Origin of the sequence: Photobacterium aquimaris, assembly GCF_002954455.1 — a bacterium.
Classification (GTDB): domain Bacteria; phylum Pseudomonadota; class Gammaproteobacteria; order Enterobacterales; family Vibrionaceae; genus Photobacterium; species Photobacterium aquimaris.
Map to the genome: position 1 here is coordinate 1 of NZ_MSCC01000001.1, position 22,194 is coordinate 22,194.

22 protein-coding genes and 1 pseudogene are annotated in these 22,194 nt (G+C 40.0%); 13 read left to right on the forward strand and 10 right to left on the reverse strand.

Annotation, left to right across the window (positions count from 1 at the left end; all coding sequences use genetic code 11):
* Positions 1-358 precede the first annotated feature (358 nt).
* A complete protein-coding gene (locus BTN98_RS00005; RefSeq protein ID WP_060998480.1) occupies positions 359-1,243 on the reverse strand; it encodes a TIGR03899 family protein in 885 nt (294 codons plus the stop codon).
* Positions 1,244-1,274: 31 nt separating this feature from the next.
* Complete coding sequence (locus BTN98_RS00010) at positions 1,275-1,826, reverse strand: YtfJ family protein (RefSeq protein WP_060998481.1); 552 nt, start codon at positions 1,824-1,826, stop codon at positions 1,275-1,277.
* A 169-nt stretch (positions 1,827-1,995) separates the two neighbouring features.
* On the opposite strand from BTN98_RS00010, the gene BTN98_RS00015 reads away from it, so the two are divergent.
* The 3 genes from BTN98_RS00015 to tamB all read left to right on the forward strand — a co-directional run bounded on the left by BTN98_RS00015 (position 1,996) and on the right by tamB (position 8,072).
* Positions 1,996-2,205 carry a DUF1107 domain-containing protein gene (locus tag BTN98_RS00015; protein ID WP_060998482.1) on the forward strand — a complete coding sequence of 70 codons (210 nt, stop codon included), beginning with the start codon at positions 1,996-1,998 and terminating at the stop codon, positions 2,203-2,205.
* Positions 2,206-2,589: 384 nt separating this feature from the next.
* A complete protein-coding gene (gene tamA / locus BTN98_RS00020) occupies positions 2,590-4,314 on the forward strand; it encodes an autotransporter assembly complex protein TamA (protein WP_060998483.1) in 1,725 nt (574 codons plus the stop codon).
* Complete coding sequence (tamB, locus tag BTN98_RS00025) at positions 4,311-8,072, forward strand: autotransporter assembly complex protein TamB (protein WP_060998484.1); 3,762 nt, start codon at positions 4,311-4,313, stop codon at positions 8,070-8,072. The genes tamA and tamB overlap by 4 nt, the downstream gene beginning before the upstream one ends.
* 70 nt (positions 8,073-8,142) lie before the next feature.
* Here the strand turns inward: tamB and BTN98_RS00030 are convergent, their stop codons facing one another.
* From BTN98_RS00030 to fbp, 3 genes are all read right to left on the reverse strand, one after another.
* Positions 8,143-8,523, reverse strand: coding sequence for a rhodanese-like domain-containing protein (locus BTN98_RS00030; RefSeq protein WP_065190087.1), 381 nt, complete (start codon positions 8,521-8,523; stop codon positions 8,143-8,145).
* A 12-nt stretch (positions 8,524-8,535) separates the two neighbouring features.
* Entirely contained in the window at positions 8,536-9,063 is a 528-nt protein-coding gene (gene ppa / locus BTN98_RS00035) for an inorganic diphosphatase (RefSeq protein ID WP_060998485.1), read from the reverse strand.
* A 160-nt stretch (positions 9,064-9,223) separates the two neighbouring features.
* Positions 9,224-10,237 carry a class 1 fructose-bisphosphatase gene (fbp, locus tag BTN98_RS00040; RefSeq protein ID WP_060998486.1) on the reverse strand — a complete coding sequence of 338 codons (1,014 nt, stop codon included), beginning with the start codon at positions 10,235-10,237 and terminating at the stop codon, positions 9,224-9,226.
* Between the two features lie 198 nt (positions 10,238-10,435).
* On the opposite strand from fbp, the gene mpl reads away from it, so the two are divergent.
* Together mpl and BTN98_RS00050 are read left to right on the forward strand one after the other, a co-directional pair.
* On the forward strand, positions 10,436-11,791 hold the full coding sequence (gene mpl / locus BTN98_RS00045) for a UDP-N-acetylmuramate:L-alanyl-gamma-D-glutamyl-meso-diaminopimelate ligase (protein WP_060998487.1): 1,356 nt from the start codon (positions 10,436-10,438) through the stop codon (positions 11,789-11,791).
* A gap of 12 nt (positions 11,792-11,803) precedes the next feature.
* On the forward strand, positions 11,804-12,424 hold the full coding sequence (locus BTN98_RS00050; RefSeq protein ID WP_060998488.1) for a flavin prenyltransferase UbiX: 621 nt from the start codon (positions 11,804-11,806) through the stop codon (positions 12,422-12,424).
* 110 nt (positions 12,425-12,534) lie between these two features.
* On the opposite strand, the gene argR is transcribed toward BTN98_RS00050, so the two are convergent.
* A complete protein-coding gene (gene argR, locus BTN98_RS00055; protein ID WP_060998489.1) occupies positions 12,535-13,005 on the reverse strand; it encodes a transcriptional regulator ArgR in 471 nt (156 codons plus the stop codon).
* A 393-nt stretch (positions 13,006-13,398) separates the two neighbouring features.
* Between argR and mdh the strand changes: the two genes are divergently transcribed.
* Positions 13,399-14,337, forward strand: a complete 939-nt coding sequence (mdh, locus tag BTN98_RS00060; RefSeq protein ID WP_060998490.1) for a malate dehydrogenase — start codon at positions 13,399-13,401, stop codon at positions 14,335-14,337.
* An 86-nt stretch (positions 14,338-14,423) separates the two neighbouring features.
* Here mdh and BTN98_RS00065 read toward each other — a convergent pair whose 3' ends face one another.
* Both BTN98_RS00065 and ispB read right to left on the reverse strand, forming a co-directional pair.
* Positions 14,424-14,615, reverse strand: a complete 192-nt coding sequence (locus tag BTN98_RS00065) for a hypothetical protein (protein WP_060998491.1) — start codon at positions 14,613-14,615, stop codon at positions 14,424-14,426.
* Positions 14,616-14,764: 149 nt separating this feature from the next.
* Positions 14,765-15,736 carry an octaprenyl diphosphate synthase gene (gene ispB / locus BTN98_RS00070; RefSeq protein ID WP_060998492.1) on the reverse strand — a complete coding sequence of 324 codons (972 nt, stop codon included), beginning with the start codon at positions 15,734-15,736 and terminating at the stop codon, positions 14,765-14,767.
* Positions 15,737-16,014: 278 nt separating this feature from the next.
* On the opposite strand from ispB, the gene rplU reads away from it, so the two are divergent.
* The 7 genes and pseudogenes from rplU (at position 16,015) to folA (ending at position 20,777) form a co-directional block, all read left to right on the forward strand.
* Positions 16,015-16,326 (forward strand): 50S ribosomal protein L21, encoded by a 312-nt coding sequence (gene rplU / locus BTN98_RS00075; protein WP_036796189.1) that lies wholly within the window; start codon positions 16,015-16,017, stop codon positions 16,324-16,326.
* 18 nt (positions 16,327-16,344) lie between these two features.
* Positions 16,345-16,602, forward strand: a complete 258-nt coding sequence (gene rpmA, locus BTN98_RS00080) for a 50S ribosomal protein L27 (protein WP_036796188.1) — start codon at positions 16,345-16,347, stop codon at positions 16,600-16,602.
* A 67-nt stretch (positions 16,603-16,669) separates the two neighbouring features.
* Positions 16,670-17,596: a DMT family transporter gene (locus BTN98_RS00085; protein ID WP_060998493.1), complete on the forward strand. Its 927-nt coding sequence runs from the start codon at positions 16,670-16,672 to the stop codon at positions 17,594-17,596.
* An 88-nt stretch (positions 17,597-17,684) separates the two neighbouring features.
* Positions 17,685-18,860: an Obg family GTPase CgtA gene (cgtA, locus tag BTN98_RS00090; protein ID WP_060998494.1), complete on the forward strand. Its 1,176-nt coding sequence runs from the start codon at positions 17,685-17,687 to the stop codon at positions 18,858-18,860.
* Between the two features lie 140 nt (positions 18,861-19,000).
* Positions 19,001-19,782, forward strand: a pseudogene (locus BTN98_RS00095) (threonine/serine exporter family protein).
* Positions 19,779-20,243 (forward strand): threonine/serine exporter family protein, encoded by a 465-nt coding sequence (locus BTN98_RS00100; RefSeq protein ID WP_060998495.1) that lies wholly within the window; start codon positions 19,779-19,781, stop codon positions 20,241-20,243. Before BTN98_RS00095 ends, BTN98_RS00100 begins: the two are co-directional and overlap by 4 nt.
* Before the next feature lie 51 nt (positions 20,244-20,294).
* Entirely contained in the window at positions 20,295-20,777 is a 483-nt protein-coding gene (gene folA / locus BTN98_RS00105; RefSeq protein WP_060998496.1) for a type 3 dihydrofolate reductase, read from the forward strand.
* A gap of 66 nt (positions 20,778-20,843) precedes the next feature.
* On the opposite strand, the gene BTN98_RS00110 is transcribed toward folA, so the two are convergent.
* Together BTN98_RS00110 and apaG are read right to left on the reverse strand one after the other, a co-directional pair.
* The gene (locus tag BTN98_RS00110; protein ID WP_060998497.1) at positions 20,844-21,662 is read right to left on the reverse strand and encodes a symmetrical bis(5'-nucleosyl)-tetraphosphatase; all 819 of its coding nucleotides are present in this window, start codon (positions 21,660-21,662) and stop codon (positions 20,844-20,846) included.
* Between the two features lie 50 nt (positions 21,663-21,712).
* Positions 21,713-22,096, reverse strand: a complete 384-nt coding sequence (apaG, locus tag BTN98_RS00115; protein ID WP_060998498.1) for a Co2+/Mg2+ efflux protein ApaG — start codon at positions 22,094-22,096, stop codon at positions 21,713-21,715.
* Positions 22,097-22,194 lie beyond the last annotated feature (98 nt).

Here is a 22,194-nt window from a genome sequence, read left to right on the forward strand (position 1 = left end):
CAGGTTTTTTTCGTTTGTATAAAAGTAACTTACTCAGGTTAATCTCTTGAATACATTTTAGTGATGCGCAAAGTTGATTCATTACAATAATTTTATGTAAGACAGACTTTATCTGCAATGCCGTTATAATTAGAAGAAATAGCCTTTTCGTAACCAACTCTAAACTTGTTTAATTGGGTTAAGTTTAGAGGAATATGATACTTATAATATTACTTTTTAATAATACTATAAGTGTATCAGTCTGTATCATCAATCACGACCATAGTATGGGGGATTTTAGAGTAAGGTGGTGTGTGATTATTTATTTACTCAAGGCAGTCTATTAACGTCTCACAAATTCCTTTTGTTAGCTTTAATATTAACCTGTAGTGACTGTAAATTGTTGGGATAATATTTCGAGCAAGTAGGCTTGGAATTCTGAATTATTTTTATATTCGATTAATGATGCAATTTCTTGTCCTATTGGTGATAGACGGTAATAAGTCAGTGATGTGTTTTTATTATGGCAATTTAAGCTGTAATGCGTATTTTGTAGATGTAAGTGAAACTGCATGGTGTGATCAATCGTACTTGATTCAAACTCTGTTTTTAGTATAAGTCCTAAGTCCATTAAAATAATAATACTGGAATAGGGAAGGTTGTATCGATCGTATACTATTGGATAATGTTTTATTTTTTTTCCGAGTTGAATAAATCTTGACGGTATTTTAATGCTGGTAATGATTACTTTATTATTTTTTTTACCGAGTTGGCAACATACACTGATAACGCGTTGAAATAAAAGTGTTTCTTTTTGAGTCATTGTTATTAAAACAGTCAAAGTATTTAAAGATGTGGAACCGGGTAGTATAAGTTCTTTTTTGAGAATTCTAGCCCATAAAATTTGCATTGATGGACTATATACTTGCTTTGCCATCTTAATAAAACGTACTAACCAATCCTGATCGGGGTCAGTTGTCGCTTCGTTTTTACATTCATCGTAAGTTAATTTAAATATCTTTTCTATATTCTGTTGTTCACGTTGGTATTGTAATTGTTGACTATGAAGATACCGCTCAGCAGGTGATAAGTTGTTGTGGTTTGAGTTAATTAAGTAATCATAACCAAAGTATTGCGCTAGAGAGTGAGCCCTACTTTTACTGTTCGTTAATGGGCGTTTTTCTAACGTGTTTTTTAGCGTTTGTTGGGTTGATGTCATTGTGAAATGTCTATTTACAATAAGGCCACTATTAATAGCGGCCACAAATGATATTTCTTAAATAGTAAAACAGAGATCAGATGTTTTTTTTCACTAATGCAATGACTTGCTGTAGTTGTTGTTGATTAAGTGCCCCTTCATGAATAAATAAGATCTTAGCATTTTTATCAAGGACGATTATTGCAGAACTTTCTTTTTTCAAGTCCCAACTTTTTTGTACGTTACCATTACTATCAAGTACAATCGATGACCAAGGATATTGCTTTTTACTTTCTTCTGCTGCACTTTTTACAAAGCTACTTGTTCCCCAAATAGCATCATCTTGGTTGATGATCGTTGTTGTTTGATATTTTTGCTGTGGGAATTTTGCGGTACTAATCGCATTTACTAATTTAGCATTGATTTCCTTTGCTGATGCTCTTCCTGCTATGGCCATTATGATATGTGTTTTTCCTACTAGCTTGGCACTACTCCAAGGTTGATAGGTAATACTATTATTGTTCAGTATAAGTTCACCTTTATTCGTTACTGTAACCGCGGGTAGTGTTGTCTTCATTTTAAGATTATTGGCGTGAACTAATGTTGGGATAATAGCAATAAATGCTATTACTAATAATTTCTTATACATAATCATCCTTTTATTCATGACATTATTAGTTATTTGGGGGCATTTTACATAATGATAACTGTAATAAGTGAGTATTAATAATTGTTGCTGAGTTTATTTGGCTGATTGTTTGCATATTTTCGTTGTTAATAGAAATAAATACGTTGTATTGATGATTGTGTGAGGATATATGTTGAGAATTTTTCAAGTTTATCGTCCTGTACAAGTAGCAAAATATGTTAAAAACTTCTTTAAAGGGCGACTTTTTATCATAGGCATTGGTGGGTTTGAGTTTGAATATGGACGTCTAGTACCACCAAAGTCTACTGACATTAAGTTATTGAATGTCTTATCAGAAGTGAATAAAGAAATTCAAATACTGTCTACGACAATACCTTAAAAAGTTAAATTAGGCATGATATTCAATAAAGATAGTCATGAGTACGAAATCAGTAAATTTTAGAATACTAACAAGAACACTCTTTTCATTTTGCGACGCTTGTTGATAATATTTGATGCGTTATTAGTTCTTTTTATGTCAAAAATGTGCAGAACTGTTCTAGAGTTATTTGGTTGCTAAGTAATTATTTGGGGTTATTGCCTTAAAAGTTGCTTGTCTCTCTAAATATTTAATGTGACTAATTGAATTTGTTGTTAATGATAGATATTTGAATTGAGTAGTTTATTATCAATAATATTGATAACTATTGTTGGTATAGGTGTACAGTTTTTACCAAAATAGATCGTGTGAATTAATCTAATTTTCTCAAGAAGCATAATCCGAATGAATAAAGTTTATCAGTGGCTGGGTATTGCATCTTTTGCCTTAGTATTATCAAGTCCGACAATGGCGGCATCTCTTAAAGTTAAGGGATTAAAAAGCAGCCTTGAAGATAATGTTGATGCGTATCTATCTGCGATTTCTCCAAGTGATTACAGTGATACGTTACGTTTTCAAGAGCAAGTAAAAACTGAAATAGGTCAGGCTTTACAGGCCCTTGGCTATTATCAGCCGACATATGATTATCATGTAAAGGGTAGTGGTAAAAAAATAGCAATTACCGTGACGGTTGATGCTGGCCAGCGCACGCACATTAGCCAAAGTAATATTGTTATTACAGGTGATGCAAAAGATGATCCTGCTTTTATCTCGTTATTAAAAAATAGCGGTTTAGGTACAGGAAAAGCGCTTAATCAAGGTAAATATGAAACGTTTAAGTCTTCATTACAAAGTTTAGCGGTACGTCGTGGATACTTTGATGCAGAGCTAAAGAAGAGCGAGTTAGGTGTTATTCCTAGTCGTAATGAAGCGATCATCACGATCGATTTTGATTCTGGACGTCGTTATACTTTTGGTGAGACACATTTTACTGGCAGCCAAATCAAGGATGAACGTCTGCGTTCGATGATCCCTTATACCGAAAATGAACCTTATTTAGCGTCTAAATTAGGTTTGTATAATGAGCGTTTATCTAATATTGGTTGGTTCTCTTCTATTTATGTTGGTGGTGATGTCGCTAAACGTAAGGATGATAAAATTCCTATTGAAGTTGCCCTAACGCCCCAAGTTAAAAATCAAATTGAAACAGGTATTGGTTTTTCAACTGATACTGGCCCACGTTTGAAGTTTAACTGGAAAAAACCATGGATCACCAGTAATGGTCACAGCTTTTACCTCAAATCAGAGATATCGAAAGAACAGCCTAAAGTTGAAGCTGTTTATCGAATCCCATTAGATGATGTACTTAATAACTATTACCAAATTGTCGGTGGTATTCGTTACGTTGATAGTCACGATACTATCAGTACTCAATTGGGCTTAGGTGTCGAACGTCACTGGAAGTTGGCGTCAAATTGGGATCGTACGGTATCGTTACATTGGTTGAATGAAAAATACAAGCAAGGTGGCGATGAAAAAGGTACCTTCAATGTATTTTTACCAGGGTTATCTTATAGCAAAAGTGAATTCTCTGGAGGGGTTTTCCCATCTTCTGGTAGTAAATACAATTTCTCAGTTGAATTTGCGAATAAAGCATTAGGTTCAGATACTGACTTTGTCCGTTTACAGGCAAAATCAGCTTGGATTCGAAGTTTGGGTGAAAATCAACGTGGTATCTTCCGTGTGGCCGGTGGTGCTGTATTAGCTGATAGCATTCGAGATATTCCGCCATCGTTACGTTACTTTATTGGTGGTGATAATAGTATTCGTGGTTATGGCTATGAGTCTATTTCTCCGCGTAATGATCTTGGTCGAATGATCGGTGGCCAATATATGGCGACGACAAGTATAGAGTACCAATACCGTTTGTATGGTAATTGGTGGGGTGCATTATTTTATGACTATGGTTCGACCTGGAATAACAATAAACCAGATTGGATGCGAGGTACGGGCTTTGGTGTGCGCTGGGCATCTCCAGTTGGTCCTGTACGTATTGACTTTGCTTGGGGACTTGATAAACCCGACAAGGACAAATTTCAACTTCACTTTAGTTTAGGGCCTGAATTATGATCTGGGTGAAGCGTATTGCTTTGGCTATTTTAGCCCTGTTATTATTTTTAGTTATTGCTGTTGCTGTTATTTTATACACTCCTGCGGGATTAAAAGTTGCTAGTTGGGGGGCGCAAAAAGCCTTACCTGCGTTATCAATTGGTACCACAAAAGGATCACTATTAAGTGGTTTTCAAGTTGATGACGTGCGTTATCAAGATAGCAATATGAATTTAGCGGTTAAACAATTACATTTAACATTGGATGAGCGTTGCTTATTAACACCTGAAATTTGTATTTCAGATTTAGGTGTAAAGGGCGTTAAGTTCTCGATGCCTAAATTACCGCCAGCAACTGAGCCTGAGCAACCGTCTGAACCGGTAACAGAAATCAGTCTTCCAGTGCCAATCAAAATTGATAAAGTTACTTTAGATAATATTGATCTTGATATTCTAGCTAATAAAGTTAGCTGGCAACATTTTGCTACTGCTGCAACCGTGGTTGGTAGTCATGTCACGTTAAAACCAACTGATTGGCAGAATATTAAGTTAGCACTTGCTCCGGCTGAAAAGTCTGATAAAGCAAAAGCTAAGCCAGCAGCAAAGGTCAAAGCTAAGTCTGACACTACAGCGATTACATTGCCTGATGTTGTATTACCAATGTCGTTTGATATTGAACGTTTTACGATTAAAAACTTTGAGTTGGCAGGTAAGACCCCACAAAAAATATCATTACTTGAGCTGATAGCATCAGGGAAAGGCAGTGAAATTAATGTTGAAAAGTTACAGGTTAATGCGCCACAGGCTGATTTAAATGCCAAGGCACAAGTGACATTAGCTGGCGATTATCCATTAACATTAAATGCGAATGCTAAGATCGCAATGCAGCCAGTTAATGGACATCAGTTAACGTTAAAAGCCAGTGGTTCATTACAAAAGTTACTTGTTGATGCTCAGCTAAAAGGTAAGTTGGATGCGGTTATTAAAGGTCAGTTATCGCCACTTAAAGCCGATTTCCCCTTTGATGTCGCAGTGTCGAGTAAACACTTGCAGTGGCCAATTGATAAGTCAGCAGAATTTACGGTTGATAATACAATAATTGATGCTAAAGGTAGCTTGAAGGGCTTTACGTTTAAGGCTAAAAGTAGCATTGATGGCACTCCAATGCCTGCAGTTAAATTAGCGTTAAATGGTAAAGGTGACTTAAATAAGGTTGATCTTTCTTCTTTGAAGGTTAATACCTTAGGTGGTGTGATTACCGGTAATGCACAAGCAGATTGGAAGAAATTAGTCACTTGGAATGGACAACTCGCCTTTGCAAATATTCAACCGGGCTTACAGTGGCCAGCCGCTAAAGGTAACGTCAGTGGTAAATTAGTAACCTCTGGTGGGTTAACTAAGCAAGGCGGTTGGTTTGTTAAACTGCCACAGTTAGACATTGATGGCACTATTATGAAGCAGGCATTAACGCTTGTGGGTAAGTTAGATGCCTCTGATGTTAATGGTAAAGGTGATTTACTGCGAGTAAACACACCTGGATTGACATTAAAGCATGGTCCTAATGGGATGGTGGTCAAAGGTCAATTAGATAAAGCTTGGAACATGATAGCTAAGATTGACGCGCCGAATTTATCTAAATCATTAAAAGGGTTACATGGTGCGATTAATGGTGATGTTAAGTTGTCTGGCAGTATGGCAGCCCCTGATATTAAGCTTGATTTACAAGGTAATGATTTAGGTTGGCAGCAATTAGCACAGTTAGCATCATTTAACCTTAAAGGTAATGTAATTCCTTTACCCGATATGAAAGCGGATATCAGTCTAACGGCAGCAAAAGGTAAATATGGTACAACAACATTAGATGATCTTAAGGTGCTATTTAAAGGCACAGAGCAAAAACATAGTTTGAGTGTTAATGCTAAAGGTGATCCTGTTGGTACTAATTTATTGATTGATGGTAGTTTTAATAAGAAAACAGGTTGGAAAGGTACGCTAGCCAAAGGTGATATTAGTACACCTGTTGGTGATTGGGTACTGAACCATACGACGCCGATTCGTTATGATCTTAAAACGGCGATGGCAACCGTGGGTGCTCATTGTTGGCAACAAGGACAAGCAGCCATTTGTTTAACCCAAGATCTTACTGCTGGTGCTGCAGGACAAGCGAAGTTAGCGGTACGTAAGTTTAACTTTGATCTGTTAAAACCGTTCTTACCACCAGAGTTAAAGGTTAATGGTGAGTTAGGAGCAAATGTTGATGCCAAATGGTCACCTAAAGCAGCGCCATATCTAAAGGCGAATATTATTATGCCTGCCGGTGGAATGAGCCAGCAAGTAAGTAGTGACGAGCAACCATTAGTATTAGGGTGGAATAAAGTAACCGTCAATGCTGAGATGCAAGATAATACTTTAAATACTAATTGGTTAGTTGCTATTAAGAATAATGGTGATTTAAGTGGTCAGGCAAAGATCACTAACCTTCAAGGTGATAAACAGATCAATGCTAATGTTAAACTTGATCGTTTTACCTTAGGTTTCCTTGAGCCTATGATTAAAGATTATCATAAGTTTGGTGGTCAAGTTGATACTAATTTGACAGTGACAGGGCCTATTTTACATCCTAAAGTTAATGGCTTATTACAAGTGACTAAGCTTGAAGCTACAGGACGTAAAGTACCGTTAGATGTTAAAAATGCAGATATCAAATTAGCATTTAATGGCTATAACGCTAACTTGATCGGTAATATTTATACACCAGATGGTCAATTATTACTGCGTGGTAGTGGTGATTGGCAGGATATGGCTGCTTGGAAAACGAAGCTTAATATCAATGGTAAAGAGTTGAAAGTAAGTATGCCGCCAATGGTAGCATTAAAGGTTTCTCCTGATTTAACCATTGAGGCTACGCCAACGTCAGCAGAGATCACCGGTAAAATTGGAATTCCGTGGGGAAGAATTACGGTTAATCAATTACCTAAATCAGCGGTAAAAGTATCGAAAGATCAAGTGATCTTAAAAGATAACTTACAACCAGTGATAGAAAAGTCGACGGTTCCATTTGATATCAAAACCAATATATTTGTTCATATTGGTGATGACGTTAAATTGGCTGCGTTTGGCTTAAAAGCAGGCTTGTTAGGTGATCTTAATATTCGCCAAGCAGGTAAAGGGCCGATGATTTATGGTGAAGTAAATATCGCTAAAGGATCGTATTACCGCGCGTTAGGACAAGAATTGTTGATCCGTAAAGGACAAATACTCTTTAATGGTCCAGCAGAGCAACCTTATCTCTCTATTGAAGCGATTCGAGATCCTAATAACATCGAAGATGATGTTATTGCAGGGGTACGTGTTACAGGCCCTGCTGATAAACCAGAAGTGAATATTTTCTCGGATCCTGCAATGCCACAGCAAAATGCATTGTCATATATTTTAACGGGTAGGAATCTTGATGCTGAGAGTTCTGGTGATAGCAGTAGTGCAATGACAACCGCTTTAATAGGCATGGGTTTAGCACAAAGTGGTCAACTTGTTGGTGATGTTGGTGAAGCTGTTGGTGTTAAAGATCTAAGCTTATCAACCTCAGGTGCTGGTGATGATTCACAAGTGACTATCAGTGGCTATATTGCTCCAGGGTTACAAGTGAAATATGGCGTAGGTATTTTTAACCAAGTTGATGAATTTACGTTACGGTATAAATTAATGCGCAATTTGTATGTTGAAGCAGTTTCTGGTCTTGATCAGGCTGTTGACTTACTTTACCAATTTGAATTTAATTAATCACAAGATTGATATTTGACTTCTAACAATAGCAAGCCCGATTAGTAATAATCGGGCTTTTTTTATTACTTTATAGGGTCGGTAGCGGCTGTGCTGATTTAAGTTTTTTATAGTTAAGACCATTGTAGATTGCGGTGTAGCCAAGTTTTTCTAGTGCTGTTGCGGCTATTTCTGCGCGTCGGCCTGATTTACAGTACAGTAATATAGGCTGAGCTTTATCAGGATAATGCGTCACTATAGTCGCAATCTGTTGATAAGGTATATTGATGGCTGAATCTAAATGTCCATCATTAAATTCAGCCGCTGTTCTAACATCAATAATGACATTGGGCTGTTGTTGCTGTAATTGCCAAAACTGTTGTACAGAAACATTTTTGGCATAGCTGGTTGAAGTCATTACTGACAAGCTTAATGTGGCAATGAATAGCCCATATTTGAGTACTGGTTTCATTACGTCTCCTTGCTACTTTTGGGCGCGGTTAAATGAAGATATGATCTCTTCTTTGGCGGCTTCAACTCCCTGCCAACCATCGATTTTTACCCATTTATTGGCTTCTAGCTCTTTATAGTGCTGGAAGAAATGCACAATTTGAGCTTTTAATAGTGCCGGAAGATCTTCAATATCATTAATATGATTATATTCACTGCTGAGTTTTGAATGGGGAACCGCAATAATTTTAGCATCTTCACCTGATTCATCTGTCATTTTTAGCACGCCTATAGGACGACAACGAATCACTGAGCCGGCCAGTAGAGGGTACGGAGTTGGCACTAATACATCAACTGGATCGCCATCAAGTGATAGCGTGTGATTGATATAACCATAATTACATGGATAGAACATCGGTGTAGAGGTGAAACGGTCAACAAAAATCGCGCCACTGGCTTTATCTACTTCGTACTTAATTGGATCTGCGTTAGCTGGAATTTCAATAATAACGTTAATATCGTTGGGAATATCCTGACCAGCAGTCACTTTGTTTAAGCTCATGACAGACTCCTTTGTGTTAATAAAATGTTGCACACATTGAGGTTATCATGATTAGGGCGAAAAACAACCGTCGAAACCTAAGGCCTTTTTGACGGTATTTAAAAGCAATAAAGCGAGGATTAATCATTATTCAAGGTGGTACCACCTTGAATAGTTATTGCTATTGGTCATCTATTTCGTGCAGAAAAGCCTCTACCTTATTGACCATATTGGTTGACCCAACAAAGAAAGGTACACGTTGATGTAACTCGGTTGGTATAAGATCTAAAATACGCTGGTGTCCATCTGTTGCTCGTCCACCGGCTTGCTCAATTAACAGTGCCATTGGATTACACTCATACAGAAGACGTAATTTCCCATTGGGGTAACTGGCAGTACTAGGATAAAGGTAAATACCACCTTTTAATAAGTTTCTATGAAAATCAGCCACTAAAGAACCAATGTAACGCGATGTATAAGGGCGGTTATCTTGTGGTACACACTCTTGGCAATACTTGATGTATTTTTTCACCCCTAATGGGAAACGAATATAATTGCCTTCGTTGATCGAGTAAATATTGCCATCAATAGGGATTTGCATATTCTCATGCGAGAGGCAGAATACACCGAGAGAAGGATCATAAGTGAAGCCATGAACACCATTACCAGTGGTATAAACCAACATGGTTGATGAGCCATAAATAATATAACCAGCAGCGACTTGGCGATGACCAGGTTGAAGGAAGTCAGCATCTATGGCTGGTGAGCCAACGGGTGATATACGGCGATAGATAGAGAAAATGGTACCAACAGATACATTGACATCAATGTTTGATGAGCCATCAAGTGGATCCATTAACACCACATATTTAGCATCCCGGTTTAATTGACGGTTAAAACTGACTGCTTGATCTTCTTCTTCACTGGCTATGCCACAGACTTGATCGCGTGCTTCTAATGCTGCTTTGAATTTATCATTAGCATAAAGGTCAAGTTTTTGTTGTTCTTCACCTTGCACATTTTCGGTGCCTACAGTCCCTGTTATATCAACGAGTCCGGCTTTATTGATTTCGCGGTTTACGATTTTAGCCGCTAGTTTAATTGAGCCTAATAGCGATGATAGTTCGCCACTGGCGTGAGGAAAATCATTCTGCTTCTCGACAATAAATTCACCAAGCGTTCTAATATCGGTCATAAACAATCCTTGCATTATGTTGTCATAAGGGGGAGAGAGATTCAGTTGTATATTGGTTGGATCTCAACGCATAATGAGATTCAATTTCTCATAGTATTTTTCGTTATATAAAGAATTGTATATAAAGATCTTTTTTATGGTAACGAAGTAACGTCAAAGCGTGACATTAATAAAATTTAACGATGGAGAGAGCAATATATGCATATTCATATTTTAGGTATTTGTGGAACATTTATGGGGGGCGCTGCCACATTAGCGACTCAACTTGGGCATAAAGTTACCGGCTCTGATGCAAATGTTTACCCACCTATGAGTACTATGCTTGAATCTCAAGGTATTGAAATAATTCAAGGATATGATCCTGAGCAATTAAAGCCAGCCCCTGATTTAGTGGTGATCGGCAATGCTATGAGTCGTGGCAATCCATGTGTTGAATATGTGTTGAACAATAATTTACGTTACACCTCTGGCCCACAATGGTTACAGGATTATTTGTTGCATGATCGTTGGGTGATGGCGGTTGCTGGTACGCATGGTAAGACAACTACAGCAAGTATGTTGGCATGGATCCTTGATGATTGTGGTTATCAACCAGGCTTTTTAGTTGGTGGCGTACTTGGAAACTTTGGCGTGTCAGCGCGTCTTGGCGAAAGTATGTTTTTTGTGGTTGAAGCCGATGAATACGATAGTGCTTTTTTTGATAAGCGTTCGAAGTTTGTACATTACCATCCACGGACTTTGATCATGAATAATTTAGAATTCGATCATGCTGATATTTTTGACGATCTAAAAGCGATTCAACGCCAATTTCATCATTTAGTACGTACGGTTCCTGGAAATGGACGCATTTTAGCGCCACAAGGGGTTAAAAATATTGATGAAACATTAGCTATGGGCTGCTGGAGTGAGCTGGAATATATTGGCAATGATGGTCATTGGCGTGCTGATAAAAAACGTGAAGATGGTAGCGTGTTTGATGTTTATCTTGATGATCTTTTAGTAGGAACTGTGGATTGGGCATTAGTGGGCGATCATAATGTTAATAATGCACTTATGGCAATTGCGGCAGCTCGCCATGTCGGAGTAACGGCGAATTTGGCTTGTGAATCATTAGCCAAATTTATCAATACCAAGCGTCGATTAGAGTATAAAGGTCAGGTTAACGGGGTCACGGTATACGATGATTTTGCTCACCATCCAACAGCTATTGAGCTGACTTTAGGTGGACTGAGAGCGAAATTAAATCAATCACGTATTCTTGCGGTGCTTGAACCACGATCTAACACCATGAAGTTAGGGGTTCATAAACATGATTTAGCCCCTGCATTACATGCTGCTGATGAAGTATTTTTATTTCAACCTGATAATATTCCATGGTCAGTGCAAGAGATTGCCAATCAATGCCCTCAACCTGCTTTCTGTAGTGATGATATCGATACGCTGGTGGCTAAGATTGTTGAATCAGCTCAAAGTGGTGATACGATTTTAGTGATGAGCAATGGCGGTTTTAGCGGTATTCACGGTAAGTTATTAGCGGCATTAACTGCAAAATAAAAGTGAGAGAGAATGAAACCGAAACAGATAACATTAGCATGGACGGGGGCGTCTGGTGCACCTTATGGTTTACGGTTGCTCGAATGTTTATTAGCAGCTGATTATCAGGTTTATCTGTTGATATCATCTGCGGCACGGGTGGTACTCGCGACAGAGCATGGACTTAAATTATCAGCAGCGCCAGCAACAGCACAACAACAATTAGTTGAGTATTTACAGTGCCCAACTGAAAAATTAGTGGTGTGTGGTAAAGAGGAATGGTTCTCGCCTGTAGCGTCTGGTTCGGCAGCACCTGAGCAAATGGTGATCTGTCCATGTTCAGCATCGACCTTGGCTTCTGTTGCTTATGGCATGTCTAATAACTTACTTGAGCGAGCTGCGGATGTGGTGATAAAAGAACGTGGTCAGTTACTATTGGTGATCAGAGAAACACCATTTTCAAGTATCCATTTAGAGAACATGCTTAAGTTATCGCAATTGGGTGTAACGATTATGCCTGCTGCCCCAGGGTTTTATCATCAACCACAAACAATTGATGATTTAGTTGATTTTATGGTGGCAAGAATATTGGATCATCTCAAAATAGAGCAAGGGTTAGTGCCTCGCTGGGGTTATGAGCAATCTGAAAAATAATAGATAACATTAGTGTCGCTTATCATCACGAGACACTATGAACGAAGGGTCTATATTTCTTGAGCATGTACATTGATGCGGTATGAAATTAGATAGACCCTAATTATCGATTAGTGGCTGTAATCAAACAGTCCACATACTGACGTATAAAGCTCATTAGTAGTGATGTTATTGGTTGGGGTAATAAAAATCGTATCATCACCGGCCACAACACCTAAGATCCCTTCTGGTCGACCTAAAGAATCTAATAAACGTGCAATCACTTGTGCCGCACCAGGGCCTGTATGGATCACAACTAATGCACTGTTAAAACCAACTTCCATCACTAGCTCTTTTAGAGGGCTAGTGATTGTTGGAACACCAAGTTCAATCGGTAAACAATACACCATTTCCATCTTGGCATTACGAGTACGTACAGCCCCAAATTTGGTGAGCATACGAGAGACTTTTGATTGATTAATATTATCAAAACCCTGTGCTTTCAACGCATCAACAATCTCACCTTGAGAACTGAATTTTTCTTCTTTTAAAATTAATTTAAACGCTTTAACGAGACGTTCTTGTTTGTCTGAATTTCGCATAAGTAAATATTATCTACAGGGACGAGGTAAACCATTTTTGCATAACCTGTGACTCACTGGCAAACAAAGTGAATCAAAATAAATATGTGAAGCTGCATTTTTGTTATATATAAAAAAATTTATTGTGGCTCTTGTCATTGTTTTATCAAAACTAATTAATCGGACTATGATAAATAACAGCCATTATTAAATATTTATTTTATTTGTCTGATAAAAGCGTTTGAGTGCATTTTTATGGGATTCTGCGTTACTTCGCAAAGCGAGTGGGTGAGGATTGTATTTTTTTTATGCTTAATATAACGTCCATAGATTGTTATTCAGTTACTACTATTATTAGCTGAATTAGATTGTACCCACTTCAAAAATATACTTCTATCGTAAAGGAGAACGAACATGAAAGTTGCTGTAATTGGTGCGGCTGGTGGTATTGGTCAAGCATTAGCATTGCTATTGAAAAACCGTTTACCTGCAGGCTCAGATCTTGCTCTATATGATATTGCTCCTGTAACACCTGGTGTTGCGGCAGATTTAAGTCATATTCCAACCCCAGTAGCAATTAAAGGATATTGTGGGGACGATCCAACGCCAGCACTAGAAGGTGCTGATGTTGTGCTTATTTCTGCAGGTGTAGCACGTAAACCGGGTATGGATCGTGCAGATTTATTCAATGTTAATGCAGGTATTGTGAAGTCATTAGCAGAAAAAATCGCCGTTGTATGTCCAACAGCATGTGTTGGTATTATTACTAACCCAGTCAATACCACGGTTGCAATTGCAGCTGATGTGTTGAAAAAAGCGGGTGTTTACGATAAGCGTAAGTTGTTTGGTATTACCACGCTTGATGTTATCCGTTCAGAAACTTTTGTCGCTGAACTAAAAGGTGTTTCACCGTGTGATATTCGAGTGCCGGTTATTGGCGGCCATTCAGGCGTGACTATTTTACCATTGCTATCACAAGTTGAAGGTGTGAGCTTTACTGACGATGAAGTGAAAGCATTAACGCCTCGTATTCAGAATGCAGGTACTGAAGTTGTGGAAGCAAAAGCTGGTGGCGGCTCTGCAACGCTCTCTATGGGTCAAGCGGCATGTCGCTTTGGTTTAGCGATGGTACGTGCGCTACAAGGTGAGCAGGATGTTGTTGAATGTGCATATGTTGAAGGGGATGGTAAACATGCTCGTTTATTCGCTCAACCAGTATTACTGGGTAAAGAAGGGATTGAGGAAGTGATGGATTACGGTCATTTAAGTGCATTTGAGCAAGATGCATTAGAAAGTATGCTAGATACATTGCGTGGCGATATTACTCTTGGTGAAGAGTTCGCTGCAAAATAAGCCAAGATAATTAACAATATAAGAAATAACTGCCCCTCAATAGTTAGATAATCAATTATGGAGGGGCTTTTTGTCTTTGCGAAATATTAATAATAACGATCGCAATCGTTATGAAGCTGAGGTTGATCGATAAGATCTGATACATTAATCGACTGTAGTTGATGATCGTGGTGGTGCTCAACGATCACTGATTGATGTTGATGATCAATGCCGATCACTTTTCCAACGCCATGATAAGATTCGACCCACATTCCAGTCGTTAGATGTTTGATATCCATACTCACCTTCTTAGCCTATAAAGCATAATACTTACTGAGTAGTTACAGTATAGATCATCATGGATCGTAGCATAACAACGATAAAATATCGGTTACTAGAAAGAAAAAAACCTGCCACCAAAGACAGGTTTTTCATCGCAAAGGGAGCGTTATTTTTTACGTTGTACAGCCATGTGCGCTAATGTAATTAAAGCTTGTTTGTAGTCTGAATCAGCAATTGGTGCAAGAGCTGCTATGGCTTTCTGCGCTTCTTGCTCGGCACGTTGCTGGGTGTATTCTAATGAACCATGCTGGCGCATACACGCCAAAATAGCATCAAGTTTATCCATACCATTAGCATGCATAATTGCGTCACGTATCATTGCCGCTTGCGCTTGATCGCCATGGTGCATTGCATGCAGTAACGGTAACGTTGGTTTACCTTCAGCAAGATCATCGCCGACGTTCTTGCCCATTTCTTTGCCATCGGCAACGTAGTCAAGCACATCATCGATAAGCTGGAAGGCGGTACCTAAATAACGGCCATATTCTTGAAGTGCGACTTCAATATTAGTCGGTGCTTCGGCAATAATTGCTGCTACTTGGGTTGAAGCTTCAAATAAACGTGCTGTTTTTGAGTAGATAACTTGCATGTAGCTATCTTCAGTAGTGTCAGGATCATTACAGTTCATTAACTGCAACACCTCACCTTCAGCGATTACGTTAGTGGCTTCACTCATGATGTCGAGGATCTTTAAAGATCGTAGGCTGGTCATCATTTGAAATGAGCGCGTGTAAATATAATCACCCACTAACACACTCGCGGCGTTACCAAACGCAGCATTTGCCGTTTCTTTGCCACGGCGCATATCTGATTCATCAACAACATCGTCATGGAGCAATGTTGCGGTATGAATAAATTCAACAAAAGCAGCTGCTGTGGTGTGTTTATCACCCTCATAGTCAAGTGCACGTGCTGTTAATACTGCCAGCATAGGGCGAATACGTTTGCCGCCACTGTTTACAATGTAGAATCCGAGTTGATTGATGAGGGCAACATCTGAGTTAAGTTGCGCCTGTATCTTCGCGTCGACTTCCGCCATATCGTTGGCGGTGAGCGCTTGGATAGCTTTAAAATCCATTATACGTCCAGCAAGATTGTTAGCCGCGTAGGGCGGAAAATTTTTCGAATTGATACTGGAATCTTACACTAAAATAACCATATCGTCATAACCTCAAATACAGCTATTTCAAACAGTTTTTGGATTGGGTAGCTTTTCACCAATTTTCTTTCGAGAATGGCTTGCCACAAAGTCTCTTTTCGCGTAACATTCGCGCCCTATTGATGACAAGATTAAGCGCATACCCATTGCCCATTTTAGACGTGGCAAATGGCCTATGCGGAGAAGCGGAGTAAGACATGTACGCTGTTTTCCAAAGTGGTGGTAAACAACACCGTGTAAGCGAAGGCCAAACCTTACGCTTAGAAAAATTAGACGCTGAAACTGGCGCTAACGTTGAATTTGACTCAGTTCTTTTAGTAGCTAATGGCGAAGAAGTAACTGTAGGCGCACCGTTCGTAGCTGGCGGTAAAGTAACAGCTGAAGTTGTTACTCACGGTCGTGGCGATAAGATTAAAATCGTTAAGTTCCGTCGTCGTAAGCACTCTCGTAAGCAAATGGGCCACCGTCAGTGGTTCACTGAAGTCAAAATTACTGGCATCAGCGCTTAATAACAGGAGAATTTAAAGATGGCACATAAAAAAGCTGGCGGTTCTACTAATAACGGCCGTGATTCAGAAAGCAAACGCCTAGGTGTTAAGCGTTTCGGTGGCGAGTCTGTATTAGCAGGTAACATCATCGTTCGTCAACGTGGTACTAAGTTCCACGCTGGCACAAACGTTGGCCTAGGTAAAGACCACACTCTATTCGCTCTATCTGATGGTAAAGTGAAGTTTGAAGTTAAAGGTCCTAAAAACCGTAAATTCGTATCTATCGACGCTGAATAATTTTCAGAATCGACACGAATATTAAAGCCCTGCCTTTTTGGCGGGGCTTTTTATATCTGGAGGGTTTATGATTAACCGCGGCCCGATGATTGGTTTCTTTCTTGCGATGACAACTGCCGTTTTTTGGGGGGCATTGCCAATTGCAATGAAACAAGCTGTAGAAGTGATGGATCCTTTTACGATTGTTTGGTATCGCTTTATAACTGCGGCGTTGGGTTTAGGCCTGTTTTTAGCGTGGCGAAAGCAACTACCAACAATATCAAATCTTGGGCGAATGAGCTGGGTGGTGCTAGCCATCGCCAGCGTTGGCCTTGCGGGTAACTTTGTGCTGTATAACAGTTCATTGAAATACCTGAACCCTCCTGTGGTACAAGTTATTATCCAATTAGCGCCGGTGATGCTATTAGTGTCGAGCGCATGGATATTTAAAGAAAAATTAGGTCGGCATCAAATTATTGGTGTAATTGCTTTAATTAGTGGTTTGATCTTATTCTTTAATGAACGGCTGATTGAGTTGTTTACCAGTTTTTCTGGCTATACTCTTGGTGTTAGTCTTGCTGTTGCCGCTGCGTTAGTGTGGGTCGTTTATGGCTTAGCGCAGAAATGGTTATTAAGACAGTTTTCATCAGCACAAATATTACTGATGATTTATATCATCTGTGCTGTAATACTGACCCCAATGGCACAACCACAACAAATTTTAACAATGGATAACCGCCAATTAGGGATGCTGTTATTCTGTTGTGTTAATACGCTTGTTGGCTATGGTGCATTTGCAGAAGCAATGGCCCGTTGGCAAGCATCACAAGTGAGTGCAGTGATCACACTGACTCCCTTGTTTACGATATTATTTGTCGATCTTGCGAGTTTGGCTTGGCCACAATATGTTGCGACAGTCTCTTTGAATATATGGGGCTATCTCGGTGCTATGGTTGTGGTAAGTGGCGCTGTTTGCTGTGCTATAGGCCATAAGTTTATTCGCCAAAGCAAATAGTCAAGGTCCATAACAATAATTACTACGCGATGATCTGTGCTAAATGCCGTTATCGCTGTACGTTAAACGCCACAGTGCGGAGAAAAAAATGAAGTTTATAGATGAAGCGGTTATTCGCGCCGATGCCGGTGATGGCGGTAACGGTGTAGTAAGTTTTCGTACTGAAAAGTACATTCCTCGTGGCGGCCCTGATGGCGGTGACGGTGGTGACGGCGGTGATGTTTACCTGTTCGCTGATGAAAACTTTAATACGCTAATTGATTACCGTTTTGAGCGTTTCCATGCTGCTGAGCGTGGTGAAAATGGTCGCGGTGGTAACTGTACGGGTAAACGCGGTGCGGATAAAGTATTAACCGTACCAGTTGGTACACGTGCCATTGATGAAGATACTGGTGAGGTGATTGCCGATCTTACTGAACATGGTATGAAAGTGATGGTTGCTAAGGGTGGTTTCCACGGCTTAGGTAACACCCGCTTCAAATCATCTGTAAACCGTGCACCTCGTCAAAAGAGTATGGGTAGTAAAGGTGAAATTCGTCATTTACGTCTTGAACTTCTACTTTTAGCTGATGTGGGCATGCTTGGTTTACCTAATGCGGGTAAATCCACCTTCATTCGCGCTGTATCGTCTGCTAAGCCGAAAGTAGCTGATTACCCGTTCACAACCCTAGTTCCAAGCTTGGGCGTCGTACGTGTCGATGCAGAGCGCAGTTTTGTGGTTGCTGATATTCCAGGTCTTATTGAAGGTGCTGCTGACGGTGCTGGCTTGGGTATTCGTTTCTTGAAGCATCTTGAGCGTTGTCGTGTGTTATTGCACATGGTTGACCTACTACCTGCAGATGGTTCTGATCCAGTAGAGAATGCCTTTACTATTATCAACGAGCTTGAGCAATACAGTGATAAGTTAGGTAATAAGCCACGCTGGATCGTGTTTAACAAAGCAGATCTTCTTGACGAAGAACAAGCACAAGAAAAGATCACCGAAGTGCTTGAAGCATTAGCATGGGAAGGTAAGCATTACAGTATTTCAGCGTTAAATCGCATTGGTACTAAAGAGCTGACTTATGATCTGATGGCTGCTATCGACGCCTTGCCACGTGTTAAGTACGAAGTTGAAGAACAGAAAGAAGATAAAGTCGACTTTAAGTGGGATGATTACCACGCTGAACAAATTAAGAAAGTTCAGGATGAAGACGGCGATGATGATGATTGGGATGACTGGAATGAAGATGATTACGATGTTGAGATCATCTATAAGCCATAAGTTCTGATCGTGCTTTATGCGAATAAGCCATACCGTTAAGGTGTGGCTTTTTTTGTGCTTAATCAACGTATACGGTTGTAGGTTAGGTATGCTAGTTGTTACAAAATGTGTTTTATAATGGATTATAAATGGATATCGACATGGAGAGAGTACTGCAGCCATTAACCGAATCTCAACAACGGCAATTGACTCGATTAGCCATTGAAGCAGGTCAACGGTTATTACAACATGGTGCCGAAAGCTCGGTCATTATGGATGTGACGCGTCGACTGGGATTGGCATTGGGAGTTGAACATGTTGAAGTATCATTATCAGTCAGTTCAATGGTGATCAGTACCCGTCATTTAGGCTCCTGTATTACCACCACTCGCCGCTGCCAAGATAGCGGTATTAATATGCAAATAGTGACAGATATTCAACGTATTTGTATTCTTGTTGAGCGCGGGTTATTAGACTGTCGCGATGTCCAATCACGGTTACAAAACCTTAAAACAGAGCGTTATAATCGCTGGTTAGTGGTGCTGATGATTGGCTTATCATGTGCGGCATTTAGTCGTTTAGCCGGCGGTGATTGGCCGGTATTTATGCTGACGTTTTGTGCATCATCAGTGGGGATGTATGTCCGCCAACAAATTGCCAGTTATCACTTTAATCCGCCGCCGTAACTGCTTTTGTAACCACCTTAATATCAGGCCTTGGTGAAGTGTATAATATTGGCGAGCAACCCTTTTTAGCCATGGCTTCATCGGTATTGATGTTAGTGCCTGGCTTTCCATTAATTAATGCCGTCGCTGATATGGTAAAAGGCTTTCCCTGTATGGGTTTAGCGCGCTGGACGATGGCGAGTTTACTCACGTTATCAACCTGCATGGGGATTGTAGCAGCGATGAATGTGCTTGATGTGTGGGGGTGGTTACTATGACGTTAATAGTGGCGTTACTCAATGATATGCTTTTGGCAATGATCCCCGCATTAGGGTTTGCGCTGGTGTTTAATGTGCCTCAAAAAGCATTGAAATATTGTGCTATTGGTGGCGCAATTGGCCATGGAACACGGTTCTTATTAATGTATTGGGGACTGTCAATTGAATGGTCAACTTTTGTTGCAGCGACCTTAGTCGGTATGATCGGTGTCCATTGGTCGCACCGCTTTTTAGCCCACCCTAAAGTGTTTACTGTTGCTGCATTGATTCCAATGGTACCGGGAGTATTTGCTTTTAAAGCCATGATTGCTATCGTTGAAATTAATCACCGTGGCTTCTCACTGGCTTTATGGGGATTGATGATTGATAACGTGTTAAAAGCGATGTTTATCGTTGCAGCATTAGCAATTGGATTAGCCATGCCTGGGTTACTATTTTATCGTCGTCGGCCTGTGGTATAACTACAGCAGAATTATAATGCGCGCACTGATAGTGTGAATGGAGATACAATAATGAAGATCAGTATGATCGCAGCAATGGCTCATGATCGGATCATTGGTAAAGATAATAGTATGCCGTGGCATTTGCCCGCAGATTTTGCATGGTTTAAACGTTGTACTATGAGTAAACCGATTGTGATGGGACGTAAAACCTTTGAATCGATTGGGCGACCATTACCAGGGCGATTGAATATTGTCATTAGCCGTAATCCTGACTTTGTAGCCGAAGGGATCACTGTTGTTAACGATATTGCTGCAGCTAAATTAGCCGCTGGTGATGCGCCAGAACTGATGATCATTGGTGGTGGTAGCATTTATCAAGTTTGTCTGCCGATTGCTGATAGTTTGTATTTAACCTTCATTGATGCGGATCTTGACGGCGATACTCAGTTTCCTAACTGGGGAAATGATTGGCAAGTGGTGACCAAAGAGCACCATGATAGTGATGATAACAATGCCTATGCGATGGAGTTTGTGATCTTAGCGCGATCGTAGCAAATAACCACAATATCGATGATCACCAATGCCGACAATCATTGTCGGCATTGTTATATGTCATGATCAGGCGTAGAGCGGGCATTCAGTGACAAATCGTTGTCCATCTTCCCAGCGCAGCATGGTTAAGCTATTGCCCCAGACACAGCCAGTATCTAAGCCAATACAATGCTGATCTTGATGACCCATTAGTGCAGCCCAATGACCAAAGATAATGGTTTTTTCTATAGGTTGAACACGTTGAACATCAAACCATGGGATCAGATCACCAACTGTGGGATCATTTGGCTGTACTTTGCAGTGCATATCTAATCGCCCCAGAGGATCGCAAAAGCGCATTCGTGTAAAACTGTTGATCGTAAACCGTAGTCGTTCCAATCGTGACAGATCCTGTTGCCACCAATCAGGGCCATCACCATACATGTTTTTTAATAACCATAAATAGTCATCAGACTGTAGCAATTGTTCGACTTCACGAGCGTGGTAACGGGCTTGTTCAAGTGACCATTGCGGCGTAATACCTGCATGAACCATTACCAATGGATAATCTGGGTGTTCAGCTAATAGAGGCTGGTGGCGTAACCAATCAAGTAATTCTTTGCTGTCTTCTGCGGTGAAAATTTGATGGATATTATCGCTTTTTTTCGCGCGCGCTAGTTGGTGAGATACCGCTAATAAATGCAGATCATGATTGCCTAAAATGACCGTCGCATGATCGCCTAATGCTTTTACAAAACGTAATGTTTCTAAAGATTCAGGTCCGCGTGCAACCAGATCGCCTGCAAGCCATAAATGATCATGGTGAGGATCGAAATTTGCTTGGGCTAATAGTTTTTTTAAGTCGGGTAAACAGCCTTGAATATCACCGACAAGATAAGTCGCCATGGTGCTCCCATTAACAATGCGTTAATTAACATGAAATTAATCGCATTAGGTTAATGAAGAATGTTCGGCATTGCTAGTCGAAATGGTGCGACTTCAACCTTAAAACGATTACCTACCTCATCTTCCATGGTGTATTGACCTTGCATCACACCAACAGGAGTTTCGATGATAGTACCACTGGTATAAGTGAATTCATCAGTGGCGTTAATATGAGGTTGTTGTCCGACAACGCCTTCACCTTCGATAACCAATTTTTTACCATTAGCATCAGTGATTAACCAATAGCGTGTTAGAAGGTGAGCGCTGCCGCGACCTAAATTTTTAATGGTGATGGTATAAGAAAATACGTAACGTTGCTGATCGGGTTGTGACTGTTCTGCAAGATAATGACTAACAACATGGCATTTGATAGTTGGAGGAGATGAGATACTCATAGGCAATATCCTTTGCTGATGATTTACTCTCATTTTAGTATTGCTGGCTAATAAATAAAGAAAACCCTGTATAACACGTGACATGTTACACAGGGTTA